Origin of the sequence: Ktedonobacter racemifer DSM 44963 (genome assembly GCF_000178855.1) — a bacterium.
Lineage (GTDB): Bacteria > Chloroflexota > Ktedonobacteria > Ktedonobacterales > Ktedonobacteraceae > Ktedonobacter > Ktedonobacter racemifer.
In genome coordinates this window covers 1215353-1239925 of the sequence record NZ_ADVG01000001.1, presented here as the reverse complement: position 1 = coordinate 1239925, position 24573 = coordinate 1215353, and the positions used below count along the sequence as shown (strand labels likewise).

Sequence of the window (24573 nt, the reverse complement as noted above, 5' to 3'; positions counted from 1 at the left end):
ATCATTACACAAAATCTCCAATGAATTGACTATTCTCTTTTCAACTTAAATCAAGGAGGATTTTACAGCGTGAGTCATAGGCAGTATTTGAGTGGCGCGCAAGCAATTATTGCTACGTTACGGGCATATCATGTTGACACCATCTTTGGTATTCCTGGTATACACACGCTTCCACTTTATGATGAGATCTACAAGACACCCGGTTTACGCCATATCCTTGCACGACACGAACAAGGTGCAGGCTTTATGGCAGAAGGTTACGCACGCATCACCGGTCGCCTAGGAGTCGTTAGCACCATTACTGGTCCTGGCCTCACTAATGTCACGACGCCTATTGCCAGTGCTTATGCCGACTCTATTCCTCTGCTTGTCATCAGTAGTAGCCTGCCGCAAGCTACTGCTGCGCTTAAGCGCGGAGAACTACACGAAGTTAAAGATCAATTAGGTGTGATGGAATCGCTTGCAGGTTGGGCATATGCAATTAAAAGAGTTGAAGAAATCCCTGAGATGCTACAAGATGCATTGCGAATCATGAGTCAGGAGCGATCCAGAGGAGCATACCTACAAGTTCCACTTGATCTTCTGAAGGAAAGTGCATATGTTTCGCTTCCGACGGAGGAAGACTTTACCTTTGAACCAGTACAGCCACATCCATCAGATATTGCTCAGGCATCCAGTCTCCTACGTAATGCACAGAAACCTATCATTATCGCTGGAGAGGGAGTCTCAATGGCTCGTGCCAATAATCAGCTTATAAAATTAGCTGAATGTCTACAAGCTCCTATAATACTAGGAAGCAAGAGCCACGACGTTATACCTAGCGATCATCCTTTGGTAGTGCATACTACTACTTATACAAGTAAGGAATTGTATCCATTGCTAAAAAGCGCAGACTTGGCCTTGGTCGTAGGTAGTAAATTAGGAGCAGAACGTACCGCATATGGTCAATATCCGTTACCAGCTAATTTAATTCATATTGATATTGATCCCGCTGAAATAGGACACAACTACCCAGCAACGTTGGGTATCGTTAGTGACGCACGCTGTGCACTTGAAGCTCTCTACGAGCAATCTCAGGACTTTACTGTACTACGCCCAAATCTAGAACAGGAGTTACTCCAAGTACGGGCAGAGATACGACAAGAAACACGAACGCGATTTGGCAAAGATGTGGCATTATTGGAAGGGGTACGGGAAGGCGTACCATCTGAGGGCATTATTGTTGCAGACATGACTATGCTCGGCTACGCCAGTACAGTTTATTTACCTGTGTATGAGCCGGGTACCTTCATTCATCCATGCGAGTTTTGTACAATTGGCTGTGCCTTTCCCTTAGCACTAGGAGCCAAAACTGCCAGGCCAGAGCGCCCTGTAGTAGCACTTTGTGGAGATGGTGGTTTCCTCCTTAACTCCAGTGAACTCGCGACCGCAGTGCAAGAGCAATTACCAATCGTCGCTATCATCTTTAATGACTCGACTTTTACAGCTGTAAAGACAGATCAGTGCCACACATACGGTAGGCGATATATAGCTACAGATATCATTGAACCCGACTATGCTGCATTGGCACAAGCATTTCACGTGCGCGGCGTGAAAGTTGAAGGGCCAGAGGCACTACGTGATGCTATTAAAGAAGCACTAGAAGAAAAACGACCAACTGTCATTGAAGTCCCTTTGTCTGCTAAATCATGGTAGCCTAGTGTCTAGTTCGGTTAGGTCTTAAGGAGGTGGTATACTGAGCGAAAACGGAGGGAAGCCCCATGCCACGTCAGCCAGCCGTCAGCTTGACCCAAGAGGAACGGATAGCCTTAGAAACCTTTGTCCATCGAGGCAAAGCCAACGCGCGCACCCTGACACGTGCGCATCTTCTGCTCAAATCCGCAGACGGGTGGAGTACCGCCGAACTGGCCGCCGCCTTCGATGTGTGTGAGGGCACTGTGACCAACGTGCAGGGACGCTTCGCACGAGGAGGACTGGAGGCGGTGTTACACGACAAGGTGCAGTAGCATCGCCGCAGCGCCCTCTCGGGTCTGCAAAGCGCCCACTTGATAGCCGTGGCCTGTAGCCCGGCCCCCGACGGTCATGACCACTGGACAGTACGCTTGCTGGCCGACAAGGCGGTGGAACTCGGCTTCGTGGAGAAGATTTCGCTGGATACCATTCACCGCCTGCTCAAAAAAATGAACTGAAGCCCTGGCGATACGAGCACTGGTGCCTGCCCGCCGTCGGAGGAGAGTTTGTAGCCGCCATGGAAGACGTGCTGGAACTCTACGCAGAACCCTATGATCCGTTGTGTCCGACTGTCTGTTTTGATGAGAAACCAGTGGTCTTGCACGCCGAGGTGCGTCCTCATGTGCCAGCCTCTGCAGGGCAGCCAGAGCGCATTGATTGCGAGTACCAACGGCGAGGGAGCGCCAATCTGTTCTTCCTGGTTGAGCCACTGCGAGGTTGGCGGCAGGTTCACGTGACGGCCCAGCGGACCAAGCAGGACTATGCCGAGCAAATGCGCTGGCTGGTGGATGTGGCCTATCCGTCTGCTGAGTACGTGCGCGTGGTGCAAGACAACTTGAATACTCACACGCCGGGAGCGCTGTATGAGGCCTTTCCGGCTTCGGAAGCCTGCCGCATCTTGCGTCGCCTGGAGTTCCACTACACGCCTAAGCACGCCAGTTGGCTGAATATGGCCGAGATCGAAATCGGGGTTTTCCAGCGCTCCTGCTTGCAACGCCGCATAGCCGATGAACAGCAACTTCGCCAGCAGGTCACGGCTCTGCAAGAGGAACGTAATGCCAACACAAAGGAAAGTCATCGCTCTCTCAATCACCTGTGCACAGAGAGCGATGACTTTCCTTTGTATGCGTGAGGTTATTGATGGCTATCCCTTTAAGACGGCATCTTCAAGGAAGGTGCGCAGCTGGGATTCATATTCCTGGGAATTGGCATTCCAGCATTGGGTGTGTTCTGCATCAGGAAAACGGACATACGTGATAGCGGGGTGAATCGATGCAAATTTGTCGCTTAGTGCTATGGGGGCGCTCGTATCATCTATGCCGTGAAAGAGCAGAGTTGGAACACCACGGGGTGGTTGTGTGAGGAGATTCAGCGCCTCAAAGTTGATGTGTGTGCGCCTTGAGATAACAGCTTCTGCTCCTCTGGCAATGAAGGATGGGAGACGGTTCTTTCTCGTTTGGCTCTCGATCGTGGCTCGCCAATCAAGTACAGGCGAGTCGAGGATTACCGCGTGAATATGGTCCGTATAGGAGGAGCGAGCCAGGAAGACTTCGACAATGGTTCCTCCCATGGAGATGCCATAAAGGAGAATGCTTTGTGCTCCCTGCCCCAAGGCATACTTGATGCTGGCTTCCACATCTTCCCACTCCGTATCTCCCAGGTGCGATAGCCCATCAGTGCTTGCCGGAGCGTTGGTATCATTGCGGTACGTGATATCTAAAATGGGGAACCCCAGGTTAGCCAGCGTTTTAAATGCACGGAGCCCTTGTTCTTGTGTGCCCGTTGCGCCATGAACGAGAACGACCCAGATCGGTTGCTGCCCGGGAACAAACCATGCTGGCATAGTGCCGAGAGGGCCAGGAACGGATACCTCATTGATGGTGAGGTGGAGCTGCTCTCGTAATTTCCCTCCGTAGACAGTCGTGTTCCAGGCGACGTTGGTCTGAGGGGTAAGCGTTCCTGCTACGTGGAGCAGCTGGCGAGTAACCGTCCTGGTATCAGCGGAGAGAATAGGCCCCACAATTGCCTGTCCCTCTGGACCCTGAATACCAAACACCCCTGGCCGCCTGGTATTCTTTGTGCTTTGCAGCGTAATTGCCTCCGCAGTGATATCCACAAGTGGAAGGGTAAAAGATGTCGATGCATGTGTTGTGCGATGGAGCAGTCGGCGTGTAACATACCAGCACAAACCGGCACTGAGTATCACTAGCAGAAGCAGAACGAGAAGAAGAATAAATACGAGTAACGTCAACATAATCAATCCTTTAGCACTGTAATAGGTATGGTAATAAAGAATGGTAGTTGATACTACTGGAAGCTCTCCCATTAGAATGCGCTGAGCTCCTGGTGCACACTGCGTTCTTTGGGTTCGCTGAGCGCAGATCCTGGCCCATTATGCTGTGATGAAGCGAGCTGCGCAAAATACTCTAAGAGCAATCGGTGCGTGAACATGTAGCCTCCTCCAACCTTGCGCATCAATGCATAGCTGGTGACACAATTGAGAAAGTTCACGTAGTTCCTGGGAATGCGATTCCACTTCCAGAGATACCAGCGGAGCGTATAATGCTCTATCCATGCAATACCACCATGGGCTATGGTAAAGATGACGAAGAACACGACCGCAATCATCACCGCAAAGGCTTTCGCCATCACTGGCCAGGTTGAAAGTTGTCCAAGAAGGCCAAAACCGATGCCAGTAGCGAGACCGCTGGCAATTCCTCCAATTGGAGCAAATATACAAGCTCCAATCAGTGCATTTCGTCCCGAACGTATGATGCCTTCATTAGGAATCGTATGCTGGTCATCTGCGAGAATATCACTTGACCAGGCACTTTGAAGCATACTTGTTAACATGCCCGCAATCCCAACAATGAGGCCACTGATCGTTCCGAAAACCAGCCCGTAGTGGAGACCATAAGCAGGATCGGCAAAAAAGAGGCTTGTGATCCCGGCGATGATCACGCCTACGCTCGCGAGTGTGACGAGTGCAACCAGGAGACTCTTTGTGATATTGCTTCCCATATCCTGGGCCATCTGTTTCCAGGACCAGGTGACAATCTCAGCTGGTTGAATGGTTTTTCCCAACGAGGTGAAGAGATGTGTCCCCCCACCAAAGCCAAACGCCAGAAAATAGAAGAGCGCAGCGATGAAGCTGTAAATGATGGTGGACTGGTGATTGACCTGGAGCAGCAGTTCGACGATAGAGAAGCTGAGTCCTCCCCCAACGCCAAAAATCAGACCGTCAACAAGTCGATCTCCAAATGACTCCTTTTCTGGTGGTTCTTCTTGTGGGTAGCGTAATCCATCTCCTAATCCACTGAGCAATCCGATTAACATGGCGAGAAAGAAACTAATTCCCACTCCATAGGAGATCCCATGTACAAGACCACCAAGAGCGGTAAATAAGGCAATGGAGCATGGACTGATGATGAGGCCAAACTTCACTCCAGTGCGTAGTCCTTTCACCAACCCATGCCAGATGGCGCGAGGGGTCAGCGTTGGGAGAGAGGGACTTCCCACCAGAATGGAAACCAGCCAGATCACGATGCCAAGTATGAGAATGAGACTGGCTCCCCCTTGGCTTCCACCTCCAATGCCTGGTGCCATCCACCCGAGCATGCTATTGCCTGTTCCTCCACCAAAGAGCCCCAGGATCCCATTCCCAGAGCCTACCACCCCATTCTTGAGCCCGCCTTTCAACCACGCTGCCAGGGCTCCTCCGACGATGCACTGGATGACGGTGACGAGACGAATGACCGTTCGCTGATAGTGATGTTGCTCACGGTTGCTTTCCAGCCAATCGGGTTGAAGGCGCTCGATATAGAATTATGTCTGGTTGTGTGCTTGTAGATGCCGCGCCAGCCACGTCAAATACTGTTTGATGTGTGCGCTGGTGTACGTCTTTGTAGTAGCACCTCCTCGCTCAATCAAGCGCTCAACATATTTTGCAAAGATCCTCTGTCGTTGTATCTGAAATGAACCATGAGTAAGGACCTCCTCCATCGGTACGCCCTGGTAGGCAATGGCCAGGGTATTAAGCATTAAGGGGGTGGAAGCCATTTCTCGGAGGGCCGCATCACGCTGGAGCGCCAGACGAAGGATGGCAAGATCCTGGCCCGCCTGAGCCACAAATTCGTCTATCTGCTCGGCGGTCAACGTGTTGACCACGATCGCCTTGTTCAAGGCAAGACGAGCTGGTTGGGCCAGATAATCTGCAGAGCGGCAACAGACCACGACCGGCGCCAACCCGTATTTTTGCCGGAAGGTGTTGATCTCCTGAATACATGCTGTCCGGTATTCAGGTGCAACGTCATCCAATCCATCCAGCAGAACTGCGATGTGTTCCGCTTCAATCCATGTTTGGGCAAGTTTGGGTGAAATTCGATATTTGATATTGATTTCGTCGACCAGCCATTGTTCCAACGGAAGCTGCCTCTCTGCCCACGATGCCAGGTTGAAATAGATTGGAAGAGGATATCGTTCATATTGTCTGGCGCGTGCAATCTCATGACGAGCCAGTTCAAGGAGCAGGGTTGTCTTGCCTGAACCAGGCTCACCAAGAATGAGCAATTCTCCATCCGCCTGGTCATACACTTGCGTAATCCGTGTTCCAGGTGGCAACGAGCGTGATGGCAAGGAAGGCTCCTGAAACACCTCTTGCCATGGGTCTTCAAGCACATCGGGTCGTTCTTGTAACGGTACAACGAGAAGGGTGGAATGATAGAGCGATTCTTCAAAAACGCCCTTGATCCAGCGCTCGTAAACACGGGTGAGCAGACGTTGGCGGTTCACATCATCGTATACATATGCGAATGTATTCCGATGAGCAGTTTGTGATGGTTTCGCAACATCCCGCCTCCGCTCTGAACCCTCTTCTGGGAAGACGTTATCTTCTTCAGCAGAGAGCACCACTGTGTAGGTGACGTGGTCTTTCTGGGTTGACGAGTGGCGTAATCCTTGATCGAACGGAGGTAAACCAAGTTCCTCTGGAGACTTTCCTAAGATCTCACATAATCGTTTGCGAAAGATCTCACATAATCGTTTGCGAACTTCTGGCTGCGGAGCGCGTTTTCCCCGTTCCCAACTGCTGACGGTTTGAACACCAACATGGAGTTGTTCGGCCAGATTTACCTGAGTGAGACCCCGTTCTCTTCTTGCTTTTTTGAGGAAGGTATTCGAACTCATAACGCATTCCCTGCAACAGCTAAGAAGACAATGTGTAACAATGTATAGAAATACATGATTCTAATCCTTACAATCTACAAATATTCAAAAACACAAACTGATAGTAGCACAGCTTTTCATATTTAACAAGGTTTCAAGCACTTTGAAGCGATGAGAAGCTGTATGGATCCTCCTGTATGAGTCTTGTATAAGTTTTGTCTGAGTTTTGTGTGATTGCTGTAGGTTCTTTTCTCACATGAAAAACTGCATACTAACACCAAGTGTTTGGAGATAAGTGCCTGCTCTGTCATCGAGTGACAGGATTGTTTGCATGGCTTACGAGGGGACGCTGCTCGTCCCACTCCATGCACTTCAGGAAAGGAAAGAAGAAATGTATCGTACCGCTTAAAGAACAGAAAGAGACGGTGAGATAATGATTGTTCTTGAGAATACTCTATCGCCGATAGATTTCCCGGCTCAGCACCAGGGGCAGAATGGATCTTCAGACCACGCTCCCACACTCATTTCATGCTGGTCCTATAAGGCGCTGATTTTCCACGAACGTTTTATTTACATTTTTCAGCGCAAACAGCTGACTGAGGGCTTTCAACTGCATTGTACCCCGATGCAATGCCGCCTTCTGGTTGCGTTCCTTCACCATCCTGAGCAAGAACTCTCCTTTCGTGACCTGGCTGCCTATGCTTTTCGTCTTGATGTCTCTCGCTGTGACTTGCGAGATATTGTGGCGCTACAGAAGCACATGTCCAAACTCAAGCAGAAATTGCCACCATTTCTTGAACTGGTTGTCGTCAAAGGGCATGGCTATGTGCTTCGCCATTGCCAGGATGAGCCAAAAGAGAGCCGCAATCTAGCGCCTGAATGAGTAAACGCCTGGGGCATTGCTCACATGGATAGCACTTCGCCCAGAATTGGGAATTACTTCGTCCACTATTGGGTGGTTTTCATCTTCCCTTGTCTCCTTTGCTTCAGGTACACTTAGTCACGTACTTCACGATGTTGACCGGAGCACCCTGGACCATGTTGGTGGTAGTGATGATGGCTGACTGAGTGCCAGGAATGGATCAAGGATTGCTTCATCATCTAACGCTTTCATAGCAACGGTTTACACGCTAAAGACGTATCGACAGAACAACAGTATGTCTAGTCAAATTACAAAATTTTGGTAAAATCGGAGGATTTTTCGCGATGGGAACATCCCTTTTACCTTGCTCTGATCAGCATGTTCCTCTTCACTCAGTCGGACGACGAATATGGTGCCGTTTCGCAGGCACCCCTGAGAACCCACCATTGCTTTTGCTTCATGGCGAGTGGCAAAGTAGTGCCGTGTTTACCCCCTACTTTGAATCTCTTTCTCGCCACTACTACGTTGTGGCGCCGGATCTCCTTGGGCACGGTTTTTCTTCCAAACCAGTGGAACAGTCTGCTTATACCATTTCCGCCTGGGTTGAGGACCTGGCGAGCCTGTACGATACCACTCTTCATTTGGACGATATACACGTGGTCGCAGTAGGCCGGTTTGGCCTGTGTTTGCTCGATGTGCTTCAGTGGCACGTGGTTATGGCAGAGCGTCTACGGGGATTCGCTCTTCTTCCCTTCCCATGCGCTTATCCTCTCTCTCTCCTGAAGCACCTGGCCTCAACTGATGTCGACATTTCCTATAACGCTGCTCAAGAGCTCACAATGGTGCTGTCCCCTCTTTTTCCACAGGATGGAGTAGGCGTAGAGCGTGTACATGGAGAACTCCTGTCACAGGTTCGACTGGTGCATCCTCAAGCCAATCATGTTCTCTGCCACCTGGTTGAACATATGGAGACGGAGTACACACGTTGGCAAACGCCGCTCATGATTCTTCAGACGCTCAAGAACCTCTCCTGCCTTGTGCCGCAGAGCGATGTGTCTCTCGTCGCGGAAACCGATTCTCAGGAGGAGAACCAGATGACAGATACTGTGCCTTTCTCGCTTCCATGTGTTCCTGATCTGTCCTGTTGACGGTAGTTGTGCGTTCATAAACGCCCCAGAGGACAGGCAGTTTTCTATCGCGGTCTTGTTTGTCTGGCAATGACAACAGGAGGATATGTTGTCTATAAAGAGAAGAGATGAGAGTATGATGCATATAGTTTCCCACTCCATCCATCCGCAGGAAACATCGCCACGGTCTCAAGGTGAGCAGCAGTGGCTCCCGCTTTCCCATGTGCTCCTTGAGAACGTGCTTACACAACGCGAGGCTCCCCTTGATGCCGTAGCGCTTCATTGTCTTCCTCCTCTTCAAGAGGAGGAGGCTTTGCTCCTGCGGTTCTGGCACCAGGGACGCCCTACACTCACGAACATTGTGACAACGCCACTTGGGCGCGTAGGAAATATACTTCTGCCCATAGCGATCTCGCATGCTGATGACGACGAGCAGCGACAGAAGCTGATTCAGCAGGCCTGCCAGGCGGTAGCCATTGCCCGGTCCTGTGGTGCCAGAAGTGTTTCCCTCTCTACTCCTCTTGCCTCTGTCACGCATGAAGGGCAGCTGATCCAGGAGTACCAGGTTTTGCGGGCAGATGATCGGCCAAGGCTCACCACTGCAGATGCAACTACCAGCGCTGCAGCGCTGCTCACGCTTGAATGGATACTTGCTCGCGTCGCCCGTGATCTGCGTCGTGAACAGATTGTGGCAGTAGGATCTGACCCTCTTGCCAGCACGTTCCTTCGCCTTTTGCTTGTAACTTTGCCCCATCCTGCATCCGTAATTCTCTGTTCTCAGCCGGGTCAGCAGGCACAGATTGAGCGGCTTGTGAGAGAACTACGCGCCTCTGGCTTTGAGGGGGAAATACTGCTTATCGACACGCTGCAAGAAGGCGAAAGCGCTCCAGATGCTGTGTACGAGGCAACGCTTCTGCTTGGGACAGGGAGTTTTCTTGAACGGCTCAACATCGATCGCATTCGCGCTGGTACGATCGTCTTCAGGTTTTCCGGGCTCTCGCCTCTTGTTGCAGAGCCGCTTTTGGCTCGGGTAAGAGCACACGAGGACATCCTTGTCCCCCTGGTAGATGAGCTGACATTCCCCACAGCAGTACAGGCGCACCGGGGGTTTGAAAAAGGATCGATGCTAGATCTGCTCTTACAAGCTGAGGAAAGGTGGGGAGGACGCACTCCATACCAGATCAAAAGCTCCTTGCTAGCCGGGCTTGCTGTGGCAACACTCGATGTTCCCCCGGCCCTTGGATGGGTCGACACAAAAACGGCACAAAGCCACTACCTTGCGCTCAGGCGGGCCGGGGCCCGAGGAATTGCGCCTCATCTGGGCGTACAGGACGCCCCATCGGCATGCCTTATGGAGTTTCGAGCTCGCTTTCGCAACCGTGTGTGAGGGGATTCTACCAGGGAGTGTTCTCTCTGCTTGCCTCTGTAGAGCAAAGAAGGAGGGTTGTGGTACACACCCACCATGTTGTTTACACGAAGAATATGCTTCATTGGATGTGATGACTCTGAAGGATTGGTGAAGAGATGATGTTTGACCCCACGCTTTTCTTAAGGATATGCTTTTCTATCCTTACTGGTATGGCGTTTTTACTCTATGGTGTCCGATCGTTGCTGATCCACGGAGGACGAGATACGACGGTTAACCCCCAGGAACTGGAACGGCTGGTTGCGGCTGCGCCTGATTCTACTGAACACTGGCAGGTGTCAGGGGCAGAGCACTGTCGGGCGTATTTCGCGGATCGTCAGGCGTATCGCACACGGGTTCTGACGTTCTTTGAGCGTGCTTTACGCCCGGTTCCCAACCCCATGACGATCTCTCAGAAAGATCGACAGCAAACACGTTCGCGACGGACTGTTCTGCCTGCAGAATCGCGCGCCCTGATGGAAGAACAGGATGCGCCCAAACAGGAAATCCCTGCGGCACATCGAAAGCGAACCATGTTTCATGCTTTCGCGATGTTCACGGGATATCCCCGAGCCTACTGGTACCTGCTGTTTGGGACATTGATCAATGGAACGGCCACCTTTGTCCTCCCGTTTGAATCGCTCTACCTGGTCTCAGTCCGACATCTTCTGGTAAGCCAGGCGTCGGCCATTGTCGCACTCTATGGGATTGGCTCGTGCGTCTCGGCACTGCTTGGAGGAGTGCTAGCCGATAGGATTGGACGTCGCCCCACCATTCTTTCTGGCCTGGTGGGCCTGACCGCGACGACCTTTGCCCTGGCCTTTATTCAGGAGACCTGGTTGATTGCACTGCTCACATTCCTGATGGGCTTCTGGATCTCGTGGTATCGCCCCGCGTCGAATGCGGTGCTGGCCGATCTCATTCCGCAAGCGCGCCAGGCCCAGGCCAATAGCCTGGTGTATTGGGCCTATAATCTGGGCATGGCCGCATCTCCCCTGTTGGCAAGTATCATCGTCCCATATATTGGCTATACCATCCTGTTTTGCGCCGATGGCATCGGGACCGCACTCTTTTGTCTGCTGATTTTCCTCGGTCTACCGGAAACACGTCCAACCGCGACCAGATCCTCCATGCATTCAGTGCCTCAGCTCAAACAGGCGGCGAGTACGTCCGGAATCTGGCGGAATGGTCGCTTCCTGCTCTATACTGGTCTGTCTTTCTTCCTGACAAGCATATACTTTCAATACTCTTCCACGCTGCCAGCAGATATGCAGCTCCATGGGCTGGATGCCGCGCATTATGGCCTCGTAATCTCTATCAACGGGATCGTGGTGGTCCTGCTTGGCCTGCCACTCTCCCATCTGCTGACGCGTTTTGCCCCTTTCAAGGCCCTCGCGGTATCGGTCTTGCTCCTGGGGGCGGGATTCGGCCTGACCGCTCTCGCTGACTCCCTGTTTTCGCTTCCTCTGTATGCTGGCTCGGTTCTGGTGTGGACGATCGGGGAAATCATCTTTGTCCCCGTCTCAGCCACGATTGTTGCTCTGCTTTCTCCCACCACTGAGCGTGGGCTGTACCAGGGGGTGGCACGCATGTCCTGGGGCCTCTCTGCCTTTGCTGGTCCTCTGTTGGGAGGCCTGGTCCTTCAGCAATGGGGATTCGCCTTATGGATCGGTTGTGCGGTGCTGGGAACTGGACTGGCGTGGAGTTTCCTCCTGCTCGGGCGCGTGAAGAACCGCGCTCAGCTCAACGAAGAAGCCCTGCCTTCATCTGCGAATGCTTTAGCTTCAAAGCTGGTACCTTCGCCCGAAATGGAGATGTACCTGGCAAAATGTGGGAAGAGTGTCCTCACTGACGGCAAGCGGAAGGCAAAAACGGCTGCTTCGTAGAAAACTAAGGGAGGCTCTCCTCTGTTCTGCCACGTCTCCCTGAAGGTTAATGATCTCCAGCGAGATGATCGGGAGGAAAACAATCACCCAGGTGCACGGAAATGCGCGAGCGCCTGGGTGTAATCGACTGTTTTGAAGGCTCTACTCATGACAAGGAACATCACAGTGAGACGTTACTGTAACAGACTAAGACAGCCAAAATCTCGTGCGGCACTCAGCAGGCAATGTGAGGGAGATGCAGGTATTCACGTGTTGATCCCCAGCGGTTCTTCCTCTCAACGTGGCGTGGAAACCTCGGTGGTTCGCTGAAATCTCTTCCCTTTTGCTCACTGAACAGAGCCGTCGCGTGATCTGGGGCTGAATTCTTGCCATTGCTGCTAGTCGTGGGTTTGTGCCGAGGAAAAGGAGAGTCAGGCGAGGCGTCGAATGCGGTACAATAAGGAGGGCTATGGAACAAGGAGGGCTCATGCGGTTGATGAAGAGGCAAGAGGGAGTGACAGTCCACATTTCCTTGCCATGGGAGATTGAGTATTTGGCATCTCTGTCCGAGCAAGGAAGAGAATGGGTCCCTCTCTCAAGTACTGGAGATAATGCCCAGGTAGTGGGTATGATCAATAGCCGGTCGTACGAAATCCAACTCCATCCAGGAGTGGAGATTGTCGATCGGCAAGTGGTGGTCCTTTCGCCACCAACGTCTTCCAAAGGCTAAGTGGGAGATTGCCAGGGGAGGGATGCAGGGCATCCTCGAGGATGCCCTGCATCCCTCCCCTGGTTTTTGCTGTATGCTCTGGCAATTCGATACAGATAACAGTACGTTTTCGCTTAAGAGGGCGGAAAGGAAACAACTTCATATGCGATTTGGTCTGGCGCTGCCCAATGTCGGCAGATATAGTGATATTGCTACGCTGGTTGACCTGGCGTTTCTGGCGGAAAGCGATGGCTGGGATGGTATCTTTCTCTGGGACACACTCCACTACCAGGCCGATAGCCAGGAGGTATGTGACCCTTGGATCGCGCTAACGGCCCTCGCGTTGAACACCGAGCGCATTCACATTGGTACCATGGTTACGGCTCTGACGCGCCGCCGACCCTGGAAGGTCGCGCGCGAAACGGCCACGTTGGATCGCCTGTCTGGTGGCCGCTTGATTTTTGGCGTGGGTGCTGGCGACGAGGGTGATAAGGGCTTTACCCATTTTGGTGAGGAGCAAGACAGTCGCACACGTGCCAAATTGCTCGACGAAAGCCTGGATATCCTGAATGGTTTATGGAGCGGAGAGCCGTTTAGCTACAGTGGCGAACATTACCAGGTGCAGAAGATTACCTTCCTACCCACTCCTCTCCAGCAGCCGCGCATTCCAGTCTGGATAGCTGGAACTTGGCCGCGAACGGGACCTATGCTTCGTGCCGCGCGCTGGGATGGTGTGAATGCCTTTGCCCAGCGCGAAGATGGAACCTTTGGAGAAATCTTGCCAGAAGAGGTTGTCCAGTTGCGTGCCTTTATGGATGAGCACCGCGAATCCGATCTACCACTGGATATAGTCGTAAGCAGCAATGTCTTTGCCGCATATGATGATGAGGATGCTCAGGCGCTTTTAATCGACTATAAGGACGCGGGCGTGAGCTGGTGCCTGCAAAGCGTCTGGCCTGAGACCGATCCAGAAGACGTGCGAACTGGCCTCCAGCGAGGACGTGACACCTGGTACAAATATTCACTCCGTGAATAAGTTGCCTTGTGGAGAAAGAGGATACTGTCCCTGGCTTCGTCAGGGGCAGTATCCTCTTTCTCCACAAGATCACTGTCTGGCTGCCTTGTAGGGATAATGCAAGGTCTTGTCGTCCTCCCAGTTCTCGCGGAGGCCCGGTTTGGCGAGATCCCAGTCAGGGCGCGTCTTCTGCATGACGGCGCGTAAATCTTGACGGAGATCGTCAGGCGACGGGCGCCCCCAGAACCAGTAGCCATTGTAGATCTTGTAGATCATCAGTCCTGGCTCTAATACGATGGTATGCGGGATCATAGGATTATGGTGGGGATCGGTGTATTCCTGGATATCCAGGTCTTGCTGAATCTTGCGACCTGAATCGGAGAGGAAGGTCCATTGCGCCCCCACTGCGCTGCGAAACTCGTTTGACTCCAGAATATTATCCGTCGAGATAGTCACGATCTGGGTATAAGAGACGGCTATTTTTGGATAGAACGCAGCCAGCTCCAGGTGTTGCTGATGATCTTTGGGACAGTAGTGTCCACGCGAGAGAATCAGGATCATCGGGTCGATGCCCTGTAGCTCACTAAGCTTACGCCTGGTTCTGGTGTGATCGGTCAGTTCATAGTCGGGAAATTGTGCACCGGGAATAATATCTGCTCGCATACTAGATCTCCTCTATGTTATAGATGGAACGGCCGAAGGCCTCACTCCTACTATCGGTAGTTTGTTGACTTCGGATTTCGGCTTGTTTTAAGCTCACCAGATCGTGACAACTTGAGCTCAAATTGCTCAGGATAGATACCCGAAATCAGGCATGCTTTCCCAAGTCAACAAACTACCGCTATTGCTCAATTCCTCAAAGGCGGTAAGAAAAGAGACGGTGCAGGTGGCGTCGCGTTTTGGGCGGCCGTCCCCAGATCCACGGTTTGGCTCGCCGATTGAGTTGCGCCGTGGCGACGCTCATCGCTCGCTCGATCTCATGAGCATTGGCAAAACTCTGGCCAGCGAAGGCATCGCGTCGGAAGAGGCGCCACCACCCTTCTTGCAGATTGAGCCAACAGGCGCCTTTGGGAATGAAGATGTGCTGGATGCGCGGATGGTCCACCAGCCAGGTGCGGGTTTCCAGACTATTGTGACTGGAGAGATTGTCCGTGATGATAAAGATGTCCCCTGTCGGATTATCCGCCTCGATGTCTTTGAGCAGCTCAATGTAGTTCTTGGAATTACGCGCAGCCGCACAGCGCGTGATCTCCTTGCCATCGCGGACCCGCAGCGCTCCATAGATCCACACCTTGTCATCCCCACGACTGTATTCCAGGGGAGCTTTGATGCGGTGCCCATCCGCTGACCAGCCAGGCGCTGGCGCGAAGGTACGCGGGGTCACCGGTCCTAACTGGTCAGTGCAGATGGTCGTCGACCCGTCGGGTGGCTCGGTGTAGTGGGTGACGACCGCAGTTCTTTTGGGGCAAAGTCTTTGTCATCACTGGTTCCCCAACTATGGCGATTGCGCCAGCGTACCCCTTCACGCAGGTAGATCCGTCGGATCTGGCTCCGCTCCACCTGGATACCCGCGGCATGGGCCGCCTCCGTGAGAGCATCCAAGCTCCATTGCGCTGAACCTTCTTCCTCGCGGGCCTGCAGGCTCCCATCGGCATACCGCTCTAACCTCCCTGGAGGTGGTCGCTTCACCAGGGCGAGAATCCGGCTGCGCTCCTGCTCGGTCAAGCGCGGTTTACGTCCCGCTCCTTCCCGCATTCCCAGGCCGTTGATCCCTTGCGCATTGAAGCGGTTCAGGTGGATGCGCACGGTTCTCGGATGGCATAAGAGCGTGGTGGCGATCTCTTGCGGCGTCTTGCCTGCCCAGCTCTCCACCACCATCTGGGCATGAAACTTCCAATCAGCAGGTGCGTGGTGACTCCTGGCCAGTTTGCGCACCTGGCGTTCTTCCTGGGCATCCTGCGCCGCTCGGGCTTGCACGTGTTTGGGCATAGCTCTGCTCCTCTCTTGGTGACTTGCTTTCTCTCTTTTAGCGTATCACCAATGAGGAATTGAGCACTATATCGGTGTTCACAAAGGTTGAGCCACCTCATTCTTTCGCCTGTCTTTCAAACCAGCGTGCTCGCCCTGGTAATCTCCGTGTGATGAGATTGCCATCTCTTCTCCACAACACATACAATAACTGTAGTGGGTGCTCTTTTTCTCAGCTTGCAACACGATTGAGCATTTCTGAAAGGAGTTCTCAGGTGGGGAAAAGCTCGCAACATGTCACACAACACAAACAGGAACGGGGTGGGATGTCTGGAGGAAAACCCGTACCTCACACTCGCCCTTTGCGGGTAACACACAAGTTCCTCAACCGAGTGGAAGCCATTTGGGAGTCTTTCCCGGAGGGTCTCATTGCGTGTGATCGCAACCAGAAGCTTGTCCGGATCAATGCCGCTGCTCGCAAGCTCTTTGAAATGGGTTCCGAAGCTCAATGTCAAGGAAGAGACTACCAGCAATTTCTCACTTCCTACATCAGCTCTGATGAGCAGCCACCATTCGTTTCGAAAGAGCAATGGCTGATGAACCTCGCTCTTGCCGGGATAACAGGAGCCTCTTCGCCAGCACAGACGCTGCTGCTGCATCTGCCTTCGGGGCGCAAGATCTCGGTCACGGTTCGCACCTTTCCCATGAGTGCTCAAGGGCGCGACACAGCAGAAACCGTCTCGGTCTTCCATTGTGGGGATGAAATCTCCTATCTCCGACGTGTCCACGAGGCCATGTTGGACCTGATCACCGCGATCGCGCAGATTCCTGAGCAGATGGAATGCGTCTTGCCAGAAGAAACCTTCCTCCTCTCGCCTCCGGTGCTCTATGTGGCCCAGCAGGTAGTGGATATCATCCAGTCTGTCCTGAATTGTCACAATGTGAATATGCTCGCGTTCGGTCATCGAACAGGTCATCTGTATTATGTCGCAGGAACTGGCTGGACCGCTGAACAAGAACAGTACTGGCGGGACATCGGGGGATACTTCCATGGCTCAGAAATGGTTGGCGACGCGGCATGGGCTCGCTTGGGCGCCAACCAGGAGGTCGTGCTTGCGATGGATCAGTTGCACACGATTGAACGTCTCGGGAAACAACTGCCTTTTCCGGCGTCTCTTTACCCCGTGTCTCCTGGCTCCGAGACCATCCTGTTCCTTCCTCTGTTTCTGGAGCAGCAGTGGGTTGGTGTGCTGGTTGTCGTCAAAGCGCGTTCGGAAGGGGCGTACACGCCAGAGGAGATCGCGCTCGTGAAAGCTGTCACCGCGCAGACCATGCTGCTCATTGAGGGCATTCACGGTTTCTCTGCACAGGAAGGGAAAAAGAACAGAGCCCTTGCCCAGCAGGAAGTGAGTCGCCTGGCTGGCGAATTTCTGACCCTGGCTACCCATGAACTGCGCACCCCACTGACGGGGATCATGGGCAATCTGCAATTAGCACAGCGCCGATTGCAGACCTTCAACGGGCAGTTTGCTCCTTCGCCTGTTCAGGTCCGCGAACCTCTTGCCCATGTTCAGCAACCCCTAGCAGCCGCCTCGCAGAGTGCCCAACTTCAGCAGCGTATCATCAATGACTTGATCGATGATGCGCGTATCCAGACCCATACGCTCACGTTGTCCTTGACCCCTGAGGATCTGGGCACCCTGCTCAGAGAGGTGGTGGCCGGGCAGCAACACGCCGCGCCAGAGCACCCCATCATGCTGGATGTTCCTCCTTTGGAACAAGGCGTGCCCATCCTCGCCGATGCCGGGCGGATCAAGCACGTGCTTACCACCTATCTGACGAATGCACGCACCTATGCTCCCCCAGGACGGCCTGTGACGGTGCAGTTACGCATTACGAAAGCGCTCGCCCGTGTCTCCGTCCATAATGAGGGATCGGGCATTGCGAGAGAAGATCTTGATCATATCTGGGAGCGCTTCTATCGTGCCAAAGGCAGTGCCGTCCAGCATGAACTGGATCTGAGCTTCGGATTGGCCCTCTATTTGTGCCGAGTGTTCATTGAACGGCATGAGGGGAGCGTTGGGGTACAGAGTGCTCCTGGCGAGGGCGCCACGTTCTGGTTTACCGTGCCCCTAACACCATCTCTAGGGAAATGATACACGTTCCCTTGCCATCTGGCTCCATCTTTGTGAACACCGCTGTAGCGGTAGTTTGTTGACTTCGGATTTCGGCTTGTTTTAAGCTCACCAGATCGTGACAACTTGAGCTCAAATTGCTCAGGATAGATACCCGAAATCAGGCATGCTTTCCCAAGTCAACAAACTACCGGTAGAAACTTGACTGCTTACTTCTCTAGAACACATGAGGCGCGAGGCTTCTTCCCCTGGCTGAAGTTGGTACCGTGTACTGCCGAGTGTGTCTGACATTCAGTATATCGATCAAGAACCAGCTATTCATAATATGAAGTACATGAGAATGATGCATATGCGTTTTCTCTTTCTACTAGTGTGTTTCTGGAATCGCCTGAGATGGAACAGGGTGAGAGACGGCCTGTTGTTCTGGGAGTGAGACCGATGTTTCCTGGAGAGGAATCGCGGTTGATGCCTGTATTACCGGTGCCTTCGGGTGGCGAATACGGACCCGTTTCTCGCTCGGTGCGTGTGTCTGTTTGTCTTGAACAACGACCTCTTGTGCTTCCTGCGAGTGTGAGGTTTTCTCTTGTGCCTCCAACCTCGCGAGAGGGGATGCGGGGGTGATAGCAGGTGAGGAGGAAGATGCCATATGTTGATGTTCTGCTCCCGGAGCAGTGGGGATTGACTCCAGGTGTGGGAAGGGGGAAGGGGGAAGCTGTCGGTTCATGGAGACTCTCTTTCTTGCGTGGACGCGTTCCATGGCGCGCATTGAGCACATCAAGCAGAGTATCGACCTCACTAACCGGGCGACCGTAGCGCAGCGCACATTGCTCGCGCAGGCGCTCTGCTCCCTCACGACTCCCAGACGGGGGGAGATCGAGGGTGAGGGAAAAGAACGGGAGCCGTTGCCCGTTGAGCGACCAGCGAGCGTAGCAGGTGTAGTCGGGGAGGTTGGTCACGTCCTCGGGACTGAGGAGATGCCCCAGTTCATGTCGCAGCAAGTAGGCATCTTCTCCGGCGAGCGTAAACACAAAGAGATGATCGGCGTTCGCAAACACCGTCGGCCGCAAGGCCCGATCCAGCACATCGAGTTGAGCCAGGGATTGGGTGGCCAGGACCAGGAAGGTGCCTGCTTTGCGCAGTTCACTCAGGATGGAGCCGTAATTGACCGGGTAGTTCTTGAACTCGTCGACCAGGAGCAGGAACGTGTTGCGCTCCGCCGGCGGGAGGGACAGTTGCCGGGAGAGCGCCGCGGAAAAGAGTCCCAGGATCGAGGCCCCAATGAGCGAGGAGACATCCTGGCCGACGTGCCCACTGGCAGTATTGAGGAGTAGGATCTGTTGCTTTTCAACAATGTGCGAAAAATTGATGGTTGAGGTGGGTTGCCCAAGCAGGCGCCGTGAGATCGGAGCACTGGCATAGGCCGAGATTTTGGTCAGGACGGGCGTGGTAATCTCCTCCTGCATTCTGGCATCAAGACGTTCATAATACTGGTACCACCAGTCAAGCACATGGACGTCTTCCACCAGGTCGAGCACGCGTGCGCGGAAGCTCTGCTTATTGAGTAAGACGGTCACATCCAGTAGGGTATATTGTTGCTCCAGACCCTGGTGGGGATCCGTATGTACGAGTGTCCGGTTGGCCTCTAACAACGTCTTCAACGAAAAGCGCATGACGTTCTCCACACGCGGTCCCCACGCTGTGCTCCAGATGCCTTTGAAGGTGGTCAGCAGATGGCTGACGATGAGGTCCGCTTCTTCCAGAGAGGTGACCTGGGTGGCATCAAGGGGATTGATCCCGGGAGGAAAACCCTGTTGATGTAGATCAATGAGCACGACCTCCTCTTCTCGCTCTGGTGGCAGTAAGCCCAGAAGATCCTCGATCAAATCTCCATGCGGCTCGATGACGCAGAGGCCAGGATGCGGTCGTGGACAGGTGGAGAGATGCGCCAGTGCCAGGTGATGAAAGAGCGTGCTCTTGCCTTTGCCGGTACGCCCGATCACGAATTTGTGCGTGAGGAGTTCCGAGGGAGGAAAGCGCACCGGCACGCTTCGGCCAGCGTGAGTGGAGGTGCCAAGCTGCCACCCGTTCCCGGTAGTGAGCACGTGGGGGGCGAGCAGGGAGCGCTCCTGCCGTTGTTCGACATTGGTCCCTTCACTCAGATGATCTCCAGACGGCAGATGCCAGAGCGTCGCTACCTCCTCCCCGGTGAGGAAGAGTGTGGCTCGTTGGAGTCCCCGCCACCAGGTACCTTCCCGGGTCAGGCGCTGGGCGTGACGTGTCGAGAGCCTGTGAGAGGTGAAGTAGGCCGTTGAGGTGTGGCAGTGCCGGTAGGCGGCAAAGAGCATGGCATGGATCTGCTGATGGCGTCGTTGTTGTGCACACTTCCGCTGCACTGCGTGCCAGGAGGAGGTGAACTGTGCTTTGATGGTATGATTGAGCATGAGCGGTTGTGTCTGATGTGCGTCCGTCCTGGGAGCCTCTTCGATGAGATAGACCCGCAAATGTGCCCGATAGGCACTCTTGCCGATTTTCTCGGCCACTCGTTTCATGTCGTAGTACCGTGTGCCTCCAAACACATGCTCTCCCAGCCAGCGTATCCCTCTGCCCAGCACCGCGATGAGCATGATCACGACTACCAGTCCTATCCCAACGATGGCTTGTTGGGAAGAGGAGAGATGGGGAAGGGAGCCATGGAGCAGGCTCAGCACATCCTCTTGAAGCCACCGCGGGAGGAGGTGATGGGCCTGGGCGTAGTTCCAGGTTACCAGGAGCCCCACCACGATGCCCAGGAGCAGGATCTGTTCCCAGCTGGGTGCGCCACGACGCAGGCGCGCTTGCGCTTCTCGACGTTGCTCCCGCTCTTCCTCAAGCGGGTGTTCGACGGAGAGGCGTTGATATTTGCGCGCCCAGGTCGGCGGCAGTGGGGTCAGTACCAGTTGGGTGACGGCGCGCATTCCGACAGGGAGGTGCTCAAGCGTAGTCAGCACCCCTATCAACGGATCGCTCCCTTGTTCATGAGGTTTTCCCGCGGACCAGGAACGCAGCGTTTCGTAGGCTGCGCCCCCGGCTCGCAGTTCCATCGCACTCACAAACGCATGTGTCCCCACCTCGAAGGGGTCTTCTTCCGGGGGGACGGGACGCACGATGGCCTGGGGATAGCGCACCTGGATCTGCCGCGTGGCGGCACGTAAGGCGTCTTCAGAGGGGGCGCGCAGCAGAAATTGCACGCTTCGTGCCTGGTGCCGGTCTGTTGGTGTGCTTGCGATTTCCAGGGCGAGCGCGCTTCCTTGCAGCACCAGTGACTGCATGGTACCCTCCAGAGCACTACGTTCTACCAGCGTCATCCCACGAGCGGGGATGATGCGGGCGAGAGAGGGTGTGCTTGTTTCGTGTGAAAACGGCCAGATGTCTTTCATGTTCTGCCTGCTTTCTCATGGGTCTGCTGGCGTCGTTGCGCCGCCAGTTCCTGGGGGTCGGTAGTGATCAGAGTATGCTCTTCGGGTGATGCGTTCATTTCGACCAGCATGCGTTTGGAGCCAACGGAGAGCAAGGCCCGGTTCTGCTGTATGGAGAGGAGCAACTGCTCTTCTTCCTGTGTCAACCCGAAGGCCTCACGAGCGGCCTGAGCCCCCACGCTATCCAGGCGTTTTAAGACTTTGATGAGCGCGTTCTGTGCGATGATGTTGCCATAGGGATTGAGGATGAATTGTTCCGGGTTCTGGGTGATGGTGATCAGGCTCAGGTAGTGCTTGCGTGCCTCACGTGCCAACCGTTCCAGAAAGCGTCCCCCTTCCTCGTGCGCGATCAGGGACCAGGCCTCATCGATGTAGCAACGCCTGGGGCGTGGATGAAAGAGGGCCTGGGACCAGATCAGTTCTGCGATCAAAAACATGCCAATGGGACGCAGTTCTCGACTGCCCCGCAGTTCGCTCACATCAAAGCTGATGAGCGCGGTCTCAAGGGTGACACTGGTCTGGCGGTTAAACAGGCCAGAGAGGCTTCCATGAACGTAGCGCTCCAGCCGGTCAGCGAGACCGTAGTCATCCTGGCCCACGACCCCGCTTTTGAGCACATCGTAGAGGTCTCGTAGCAGGGGCGCCTGCCGATCATGGGTGCGTGGGTCTGTCGTGATGCCTACCCTCCGGTAGCACTCGTAGAAGGCCCGATCCAGGAAGGCCTTCTCCCGTGCCGAGAGCGTGGTGGGATGCGGGATGTACTCCGCGAGTAGTAGGTCCAGGAAGGCGTGCAACTGCGTCATCTTTTCCGCGAGCCGGTCCCCTCGCCTCTGGGTGGTGACATACCAGTCCATGTCGACCCCACGGGGGAGCACATCAAAGGGGTTAATGGCATGCTCTGAGCCTGGTGAGAGGCGAAGGACCGTCCCTCCAAACACGTCGACCAGGCGCTCATATTCGCGGGAAGGATCGAGAATGAGCACCTGGGTGTCGGGATGGCGGAAGCGTTCATGCAACAGCCACAGCTTGACGGCATAGGATTTTCCACTCCCGGTGACTCCACCCCAAAATTCGTGCGGGCTCTCTAGCGCCCAGGGATTGAGCAGGACGGGTTCGCCACTGGTGGTCACCCCCACAAAGGTGCCGTCCTGCATGGCGAATGACTCACTCATAAAGGGAAAGGTGCAGGCTGCGACCGTGCTGGTGGTCGTGAAGGTGCGCCCGAGCGTATCCATACAGGTGGGCTGACATGCGCGGAAGGCTTCGGCGTGTTCAAGCGTCGTCGGATGGGCCACGAAGAGATGCTGATGTAGGATCTGGCGCAGGCGGTCGGTGCGCGCGTTGAGCGTGGCGAGGTCGGGCGCACGTACTAATACGTAGAATCCCATCTCCAGCATGCTCTCTTCCCCAGCGGCGAGCGGCCCAATGAGTGCCGTCACATCGGCTTCAGCGACCTGGAGGGTCGGGTCCTGCTGTCTCCCTCGATGCAGGTTCATGCGCTGAGTGGAGGCGTACTGCTCTTTGCGGAAGAGCAGCCGCTTGACGAATTCCGCCGTGTTTTGTGGCGAGAAATGAAAACACAGATCAAAAATCTCATCACAGGCGAGGAGCGGCGAGAGACACCCCTCCACAATCTCGCGTGGGAACCCAACGACCGCGAGCCCGCGCACGTACTCCTCACCGACCTGCGCGTAGCGCGGGGTGACGCGAACGCTTTCCGGGGCGAGCAGGTCTTTGAGGGCCATGAGGTCGGCTGGTGCCAGCAAACGATCACGTGCCGAGGGCAGGAGCAATGCCTCCTCCATCTGCACGGCGTAGGGATCGAACGAGGTCTCTTCCTCCTGGGAGGAGGGCGTGAGCACGTCAAGAGCCGGACGTGCGAAGGGTTTGTCGGAGAGCGCGAAGATGCTCTCAGGCAGCGGAAAGCGTATTGCCTGCTCTCCCTGGAGCGTGCCGTGGGCCAGATCGGCCAGTTCTTTGCCTGCCAGGCGGTGGCTGAGTAACCCCATGGCGGCCAGTTGATGCTGTATCGCCTGAACGCGTGTAGCGAGGATCTGTTGGGCCTCGTCCAGACGCGCCTGTCGCGCACGCGTTCTGGCTCGACGGCTGAGCATGCGCCAGAGGGAGCTGTTCCAGGTGCTCTGGACCCCCTCTTGATCAGCGGTGAGCAGGAGGTAAAAGCGGCGATCAATGAGCGTGCGTTGTGCTCCAAGCAGACGCATCGCGCGTTCATGCGAGATAGCAATCTCCAAGGCTTCTCCTTGCCAGAGGCCTTCGTGGGTCTGAAGCTGTTCCACATAGGAGGAGAGATCCATCGGCTTCGAACGAATAAGGATCTGGAGAGGAAAGCGGAGCGAACGCAAGAGCGCGCGAAAGGCCAGCATCATTGTCGAGCGCTCCTGAGGAGACTTGAGCGTGTAGTTGGTGGCTCGAATCTCAAGGGCTGCCAGATACTCACGTTCCTGCGATCCCTCTGCCAGAGGCGCACGATTGACCTGCACATCCTGTACAACCTGATCGAGAAAGACAAAGTGGCGCTGTACGCTCCCATGTTTCCTACGCTGACGATGCTGGCGATGAGCACGAGGTGGACGCTGCGGGCGTGCATGTTCTGGACGAATGATTTCTGTCTGCGAACGCTTCTGCGGCAATAGCTCGTTGGCGAGCTGGTCATTCTGTGAGAGCATCATACCTCTTCCCTTTCGAGTTCATCCAGGCCCTGCTCATGTTGTTGTGTGCGCGCTCGTTTTCGGGCCTGGAGCGCCCGTTGCTCGGCCTCATCCCATTTCGCGCTGCGCCAGACATAGGTGGTCGGGGCCAGATGCGCGCGCATCCAGACCACGGCCCAGAGTTCAAGCGAGCGATCTGCAATCTGGACAAAGGTGCTGGCGAGCGTCACCAGCAGGAGTGGAAGCACGATCAGCAAGGCGAGGCCTCGACTCCAGAGGAGGTCCAGCCCCCAGGCCATGGCCCAGGAGAGGACCTGGAGCCAGACGGCATAGACGACACTTGCACCGGTAATCAGGACCAGGAGCTGACGAGCCGTCAGACCAAAGAGCAGCTTATCCGGTTCATTGATATGCGTAGGGACGGTATAGGACTGGCGCGTGGACGAAGCATCGGTGGTGGATGTCATCG

General features: G+C 54.6%; 20 protein-coding genes. 10 read left to right on the top strand and 10 right to left on the bottom strand.

Features of this window, described 5'->3' with window-relative positions; translation table 11 throughout:
- Positions 1–69 precede the first annotated feature (69 nt).
- From KRAC_RS05520 to KRAC_RS05510, 4 genes are all read left to right on the top strand, one after another.
- Positions 70–1695: a thiamine pyrophosphate-binding protein gene (locus KRAC_RS05520; RefSeq protein ID WP_007905107.1), complete on the top strand. Its 1626-nt coding sequence runs from the start codon at positions 70–72 to the stop codon at positions 1693–1695.
- A 65-nt stretch (positions 1696–1760) separates the two neighbouring features.
- Positions 1761–2006 (top strand): helix-turn-helix domain-containing protein, encoded by a 246-nt coding sequence (locus KRAC_RS70790; protein WP_157506319.1) that lies wholly within the window; start codon positions 1761–1763, stop codon positions 2004–2006.
- A gap of 48 nt (positions 2007–2054) precedes the next feature.
- On the top strand, positions 2055–2189 hold the full coding sequence (locus KRAC_RS78115; RefSeq protein ID WP_274532082.1) for a hypothetical protein: 135 nt from the start codon (positions 2055–2057) through the stop codon (positions 2187–2189).
- Positions 2186–2863, top strand: a complete 678-nt coding sequence (locus KRAC_RS05510; RefSeq protein ID WP_338010113.1) for an IS630 family transposase — start codon at positions 2186–2188, stop codon at positions 2861–2863. The genes KRAC_RS78115 and KRAC_RS05510 overlap by 4 nt, the downstream gene beginning before the upstream one ends.
- A 12-nt stretch (positions 2864–2875) precedes the next feature.
- Here the strand turns inward: KRAC_RS05510 and KRAC_RS05505 are convergent, their stop codons facing one another.
- From KRAC_RS05505 to KRAC_RS60840, 3 genes are all read right to left on the bottom strand, one after another.
- Positions 2876–3985 carry an alpha/beta hydrolase family protein gene (locus tag KRAC_RS05505; protein ID WP_040441953.1) on the bottom strand — a complete coding sequence of 370 codons (1110 nt, stop codon included), beginning with the start codon at positions 3983–3985 and terminating at the stop codon, positions 2876–2878.
- A gap of 71 nt (positions 3986–4056) precedes the next feature.
- On the bottom strand, positions 4057–5430 hold the full coding sequence (locus KRAC_RS05500; protein ID WP_007905104.1) for a hypothetical protein: 1374 nt from the start codon (positions 5428–5430) through the stop codon (positions 4057–4059).
- Between the two features lie 126 nt (positions 5431–5556).
- Positions 5557–6915: a helix-turn-helix domain-containing protein gene (locus KRAC_RS60840; RefSeq protein ID WP_007905102.1), complete on the bottom strand. Its 1359-nt coding sequence runs from the start codon at positions 6913–6915 to the stop codon at positions 5557–5559.
- 412 nt (positions 6916–7327) lie between these two features.
- Between KRAC_RS60840 and KRAC_RS05490 the strand changes: the two genes are divergently transcribed.
- The 4 genes from KRAC_RS05490 (at position 7328) to KRAC_RS05475 (ending at position 12174) form a co-directional block, all read left to right on the top strand.
- Positions 7328–7777 carry a helix-turn-helix domain-containing protein gene (locus KRAC_RS05490; protein ID WP_007905100.1) on the top strand — a complete coding sequence of 150 codons (450 nt, stop codon included), beginning with the start codon at positions 7328–7330 and terminating at the stop codon, positions 7775–7777.
- 323 nt (positions 7778–8100) lie between these two features.
- On the top strand, positions 8101–8904 hold the full coding sequence (locus KRAC_RS05485; RefSeq protein WP_007905098.1) for an alpha/beta fold hydrolase: 804 nt from the start codon (positions 8101–8103) through the stop codon (positions 8902–8904).
- Between the two features lie 115 nt (positions 8905–9019).
- The gene (locus KRAC_RS05480) at positions 9020–10270 is read left to right on the top strand and encodes a hypothetical protein (protein ID WP_007905097.1); all 1251 of its coding nucleotides are present in this window, start codon (positions 9020–9022) and stop codon (positions 10268–10270) included.
- Between the two features lie 221 nt (positions 10271–10491).
- Positions 10492–12174: an MDR family MFS transporter gene (locus KRAC_RS05475; protein WP_157506317.1), complete on the top strand. Its 1683-nt coding sequence runs from the start codon at positions 10492–10494 to the stop codon at positions 12172–12174.
- 611 nt (positions 12175–12785) lie between these two features.
- On the opposite strand, the gene KRAC_RS73625 is transcribed toward KRAC_RS05475, so the two are convergent.
- Positions 12786–12935, bottom strand: a complete 150-nt coding sequence (locus tag KRAC_RS73625) for a hypothetical protein (protein WP_169460860.1) — start codon at positions 12933–12935, stop codon at positions 12786–12788.
- Between the two features lie 90 nt (positions 12936–13025).
- Here KRAC_RS73625 and KRAC_RS60835 point away from each other — a divergent pair, with 90 nt between their 5' ends.
- Positions 13026–13898 (top strand): LLM class flavin-dependent oxidoreductase, encoded by an 873-nt coding sequence (locus KRAC_RS60835; protein ID WP_075164244.1) that lies wholly within the window; start codon positions 13026–13028, stop codon positions 13896–13898.
- Positions 13899–13967: 69 nt separating this feature from the next.
- Here the strand turns inward: KRAC_RS60835 and KRAC_RS05460 are convergent, their stop codons facing one another.
- From KRAC_RS05460 to KRAC_RS05450, 3 genes are all read right to left on the bottom strand, one after another.
- Positions 13968–14540 carry a peroxiredoxin family protein gene (locus KRAC_RS05460; RefSeq protein WP_007905092.1) on the bottom strand — a complete coding sequence of 191 codons (573 nt, stop codon included), beginning with the start codon at positions 14538–14540 and terminating at the stop codon, positions 13968–13970.
- A 193-nt stretch (positions 14541–14733) separates the two neighbouring features.
- The gene (locus tag KRAC_RS65365; RefSeq protein WP_157506545.1) at positions 14734–15285 is read right to left on the bottom strand and encodes a transposase; all 552 of its coding nucleotides are present in this window, start codon (positions 15283–15285) and stop codon (positions 14734–14736) included.
- Positions 15267–15866: a helix-turn-helix domain-containing protein gene (locus tag KRAC_RS05450; protein WP_007905090.1), complete on the bottom strand. Its 600-nt coding sequence runs from the start codon at positions 15864–15866 to the stop codon at positions 15267–15269. Before KRAC_RS05450 ends, KRAC_RS65365 begins: the two co-directional genes overlap by 19 nt.
- A gap of 254 nt (positions 15867–16120) precedes the next feature.
- On the opposite strand from KRAC_RS05450, the gene KRAC_RS05445 reads away from it, so the two are divergent.
- A complete protein-coding gene (locus KRAC_RS05445) occupies positions 16121–18001 on the top strand; it encodes a PAS domain-containing sensor histidine kinase (RefSeq protein WP_007905089.1) in 1881 nt (626 codons plus the stop codon).
- A 293-nt stretch (positions 18002–18294) separates the two neighbouring features.
- Here KRAC_RS05445 and KRAC_RS05440 read toward each other — a convergent pair whose 3' ends face one another.
- From KRAC_RS05440 to KRAC_RS05430, 3 genes are read right to left on the bottom strand one after another with little or no spacing between them, the layout of a single operon-like run.
- Complete coding sequence (locus KRAC_RS05440) at positions 18295–21396, bottom strand: type IV secretory system conjugative DNA transfer family protein (RefSeq protein WP_007905088.1); 3102 nt, start codon at positions 21394–21396, stop codon at positions 18295–18297.
- On the bottom strand, positions 21393–24125 hold the full coding sequence (locus KRAC_RS05435; protein ID WP_007905087.1) for a VirB4 family type IV secretion system protein: 2733 nt from the start codon (positions 24123–24125) through the stop codon (positions 21393–21395). The genes KRAC_RS05440 and KRAC_RS05435 overlap by 4 nt, the downstream gene beginning before the upstream one ends.
- A complete protein-coding gene (locus KRAC_RS05430) occupies positions 24122–24571 on the bottom strand; it encodes a PrgI family protein (protein WP_007905086.1) in 450 nt (149 codons plus the stop codon). The genes KRAC_RS05435 and KRAC_RS05430 overlap by 4 nt, the downstream gene beginning before the upstream one ends.
- Between the last annotated feature and the right edge of the window lie 2 nt (positions 24572–24573).

Excerpts from the sequence above, each read along its gene's own strand:
- KRAC_RS05505 (WP_040441953.1), bottom strand. The coding sequence starts at position 3,985 with ATGTTGACGTTACTCGTATTTATTCTTCTTCTCGTTCTGCTTCTGCTA.
- KRAC_RS05430 (WP_007905086.1), bottom strand. The coding sequence starts at position 24,571 with ATGACATCCACCACCGATGCTTCGTCCACGCGCCAGTCCTATACCGTC.
- KRAC_RS05435 (WP_007905087.1), bottom strand. The coding sequence starts at position 24,125 with ATGATGCTCTCACAGAATGACCAGCTCGCCAACGAGCTATTGCCGCAG.
- KRAC_RS70790 (WP_157506319.1), top strand. The coding sequence starts at position 1,761 with ATGCCACGTCAGCCAGCCGTCAGCTTGACCCAAGAGGAACGGATAGCC.
- KRAC_RS05480 (WP_007905097.1), top strand. The coding sequence starts at position 9,020 with ATGATGCATATAGTTTCCCACTCCATCCATCCGCAGGAAACATCGCCA.
- KRAC_RS05490 (WP_007905100.1), top strand. The coding sequence starts at position 7,328 with ATGATTGTTCTTGAGAATACTCTATCGCCGATAGATTTCCCGGCTCAG.
- KRAC_RS05450 (WP_007905090.1), bottom strand. The coding sequence starts at position 15,866 with ATGCCCAAACACGTGCAAGCCCGAGCGGCGCAGGATGCCCAGGAAGAA.
- KRAC_RS73625 (WP_169460860.1), bottom strand. The coding sequence starts at position 12,935 with ATGCAGGGCATCCTCGAGGATGCCCTGCATCCCTCCCCTGGCAATCTC.
- KRAC_RS05440 (WP_007905088.1), bottom strand. The coding sequence starts at position 21,396 with ATGAAAGACATCTGGCCGTTTTCACACGAAACAAGCACACCCTCTCTC.
- KRAC_RS60840 (WP_007905102.1), bottom strand. The coding sequence starts at position 6,915 with ATGAGTTCGAATACCTTCCTCAAAAAAGCAAGAAGAGAACGGGGTCTC.
- KRAC_RS60835 (WP_075164244.1), top strand. The coding sequence starts at position 13,026 with ATGCGATTTGGTCTGGCGCTGCCCAATGTCGGCAGATATAGTGATATT.
- KRAC_RS05485 (WP_007905098.1), top strand. The coding sequence starts at position 8,101 with ATGGGAACATCCCTTTTACCTTGCTCTGATCAGCATGTTCCTCTTCAC.
- KRAC_RS05460 (WP_007905092.1), bottom strand. The coding sequence starts at position 14,540 with ATGCGAGCAGATATTATTCCCGGTGCACAATTTCCCGACTATGAACTG.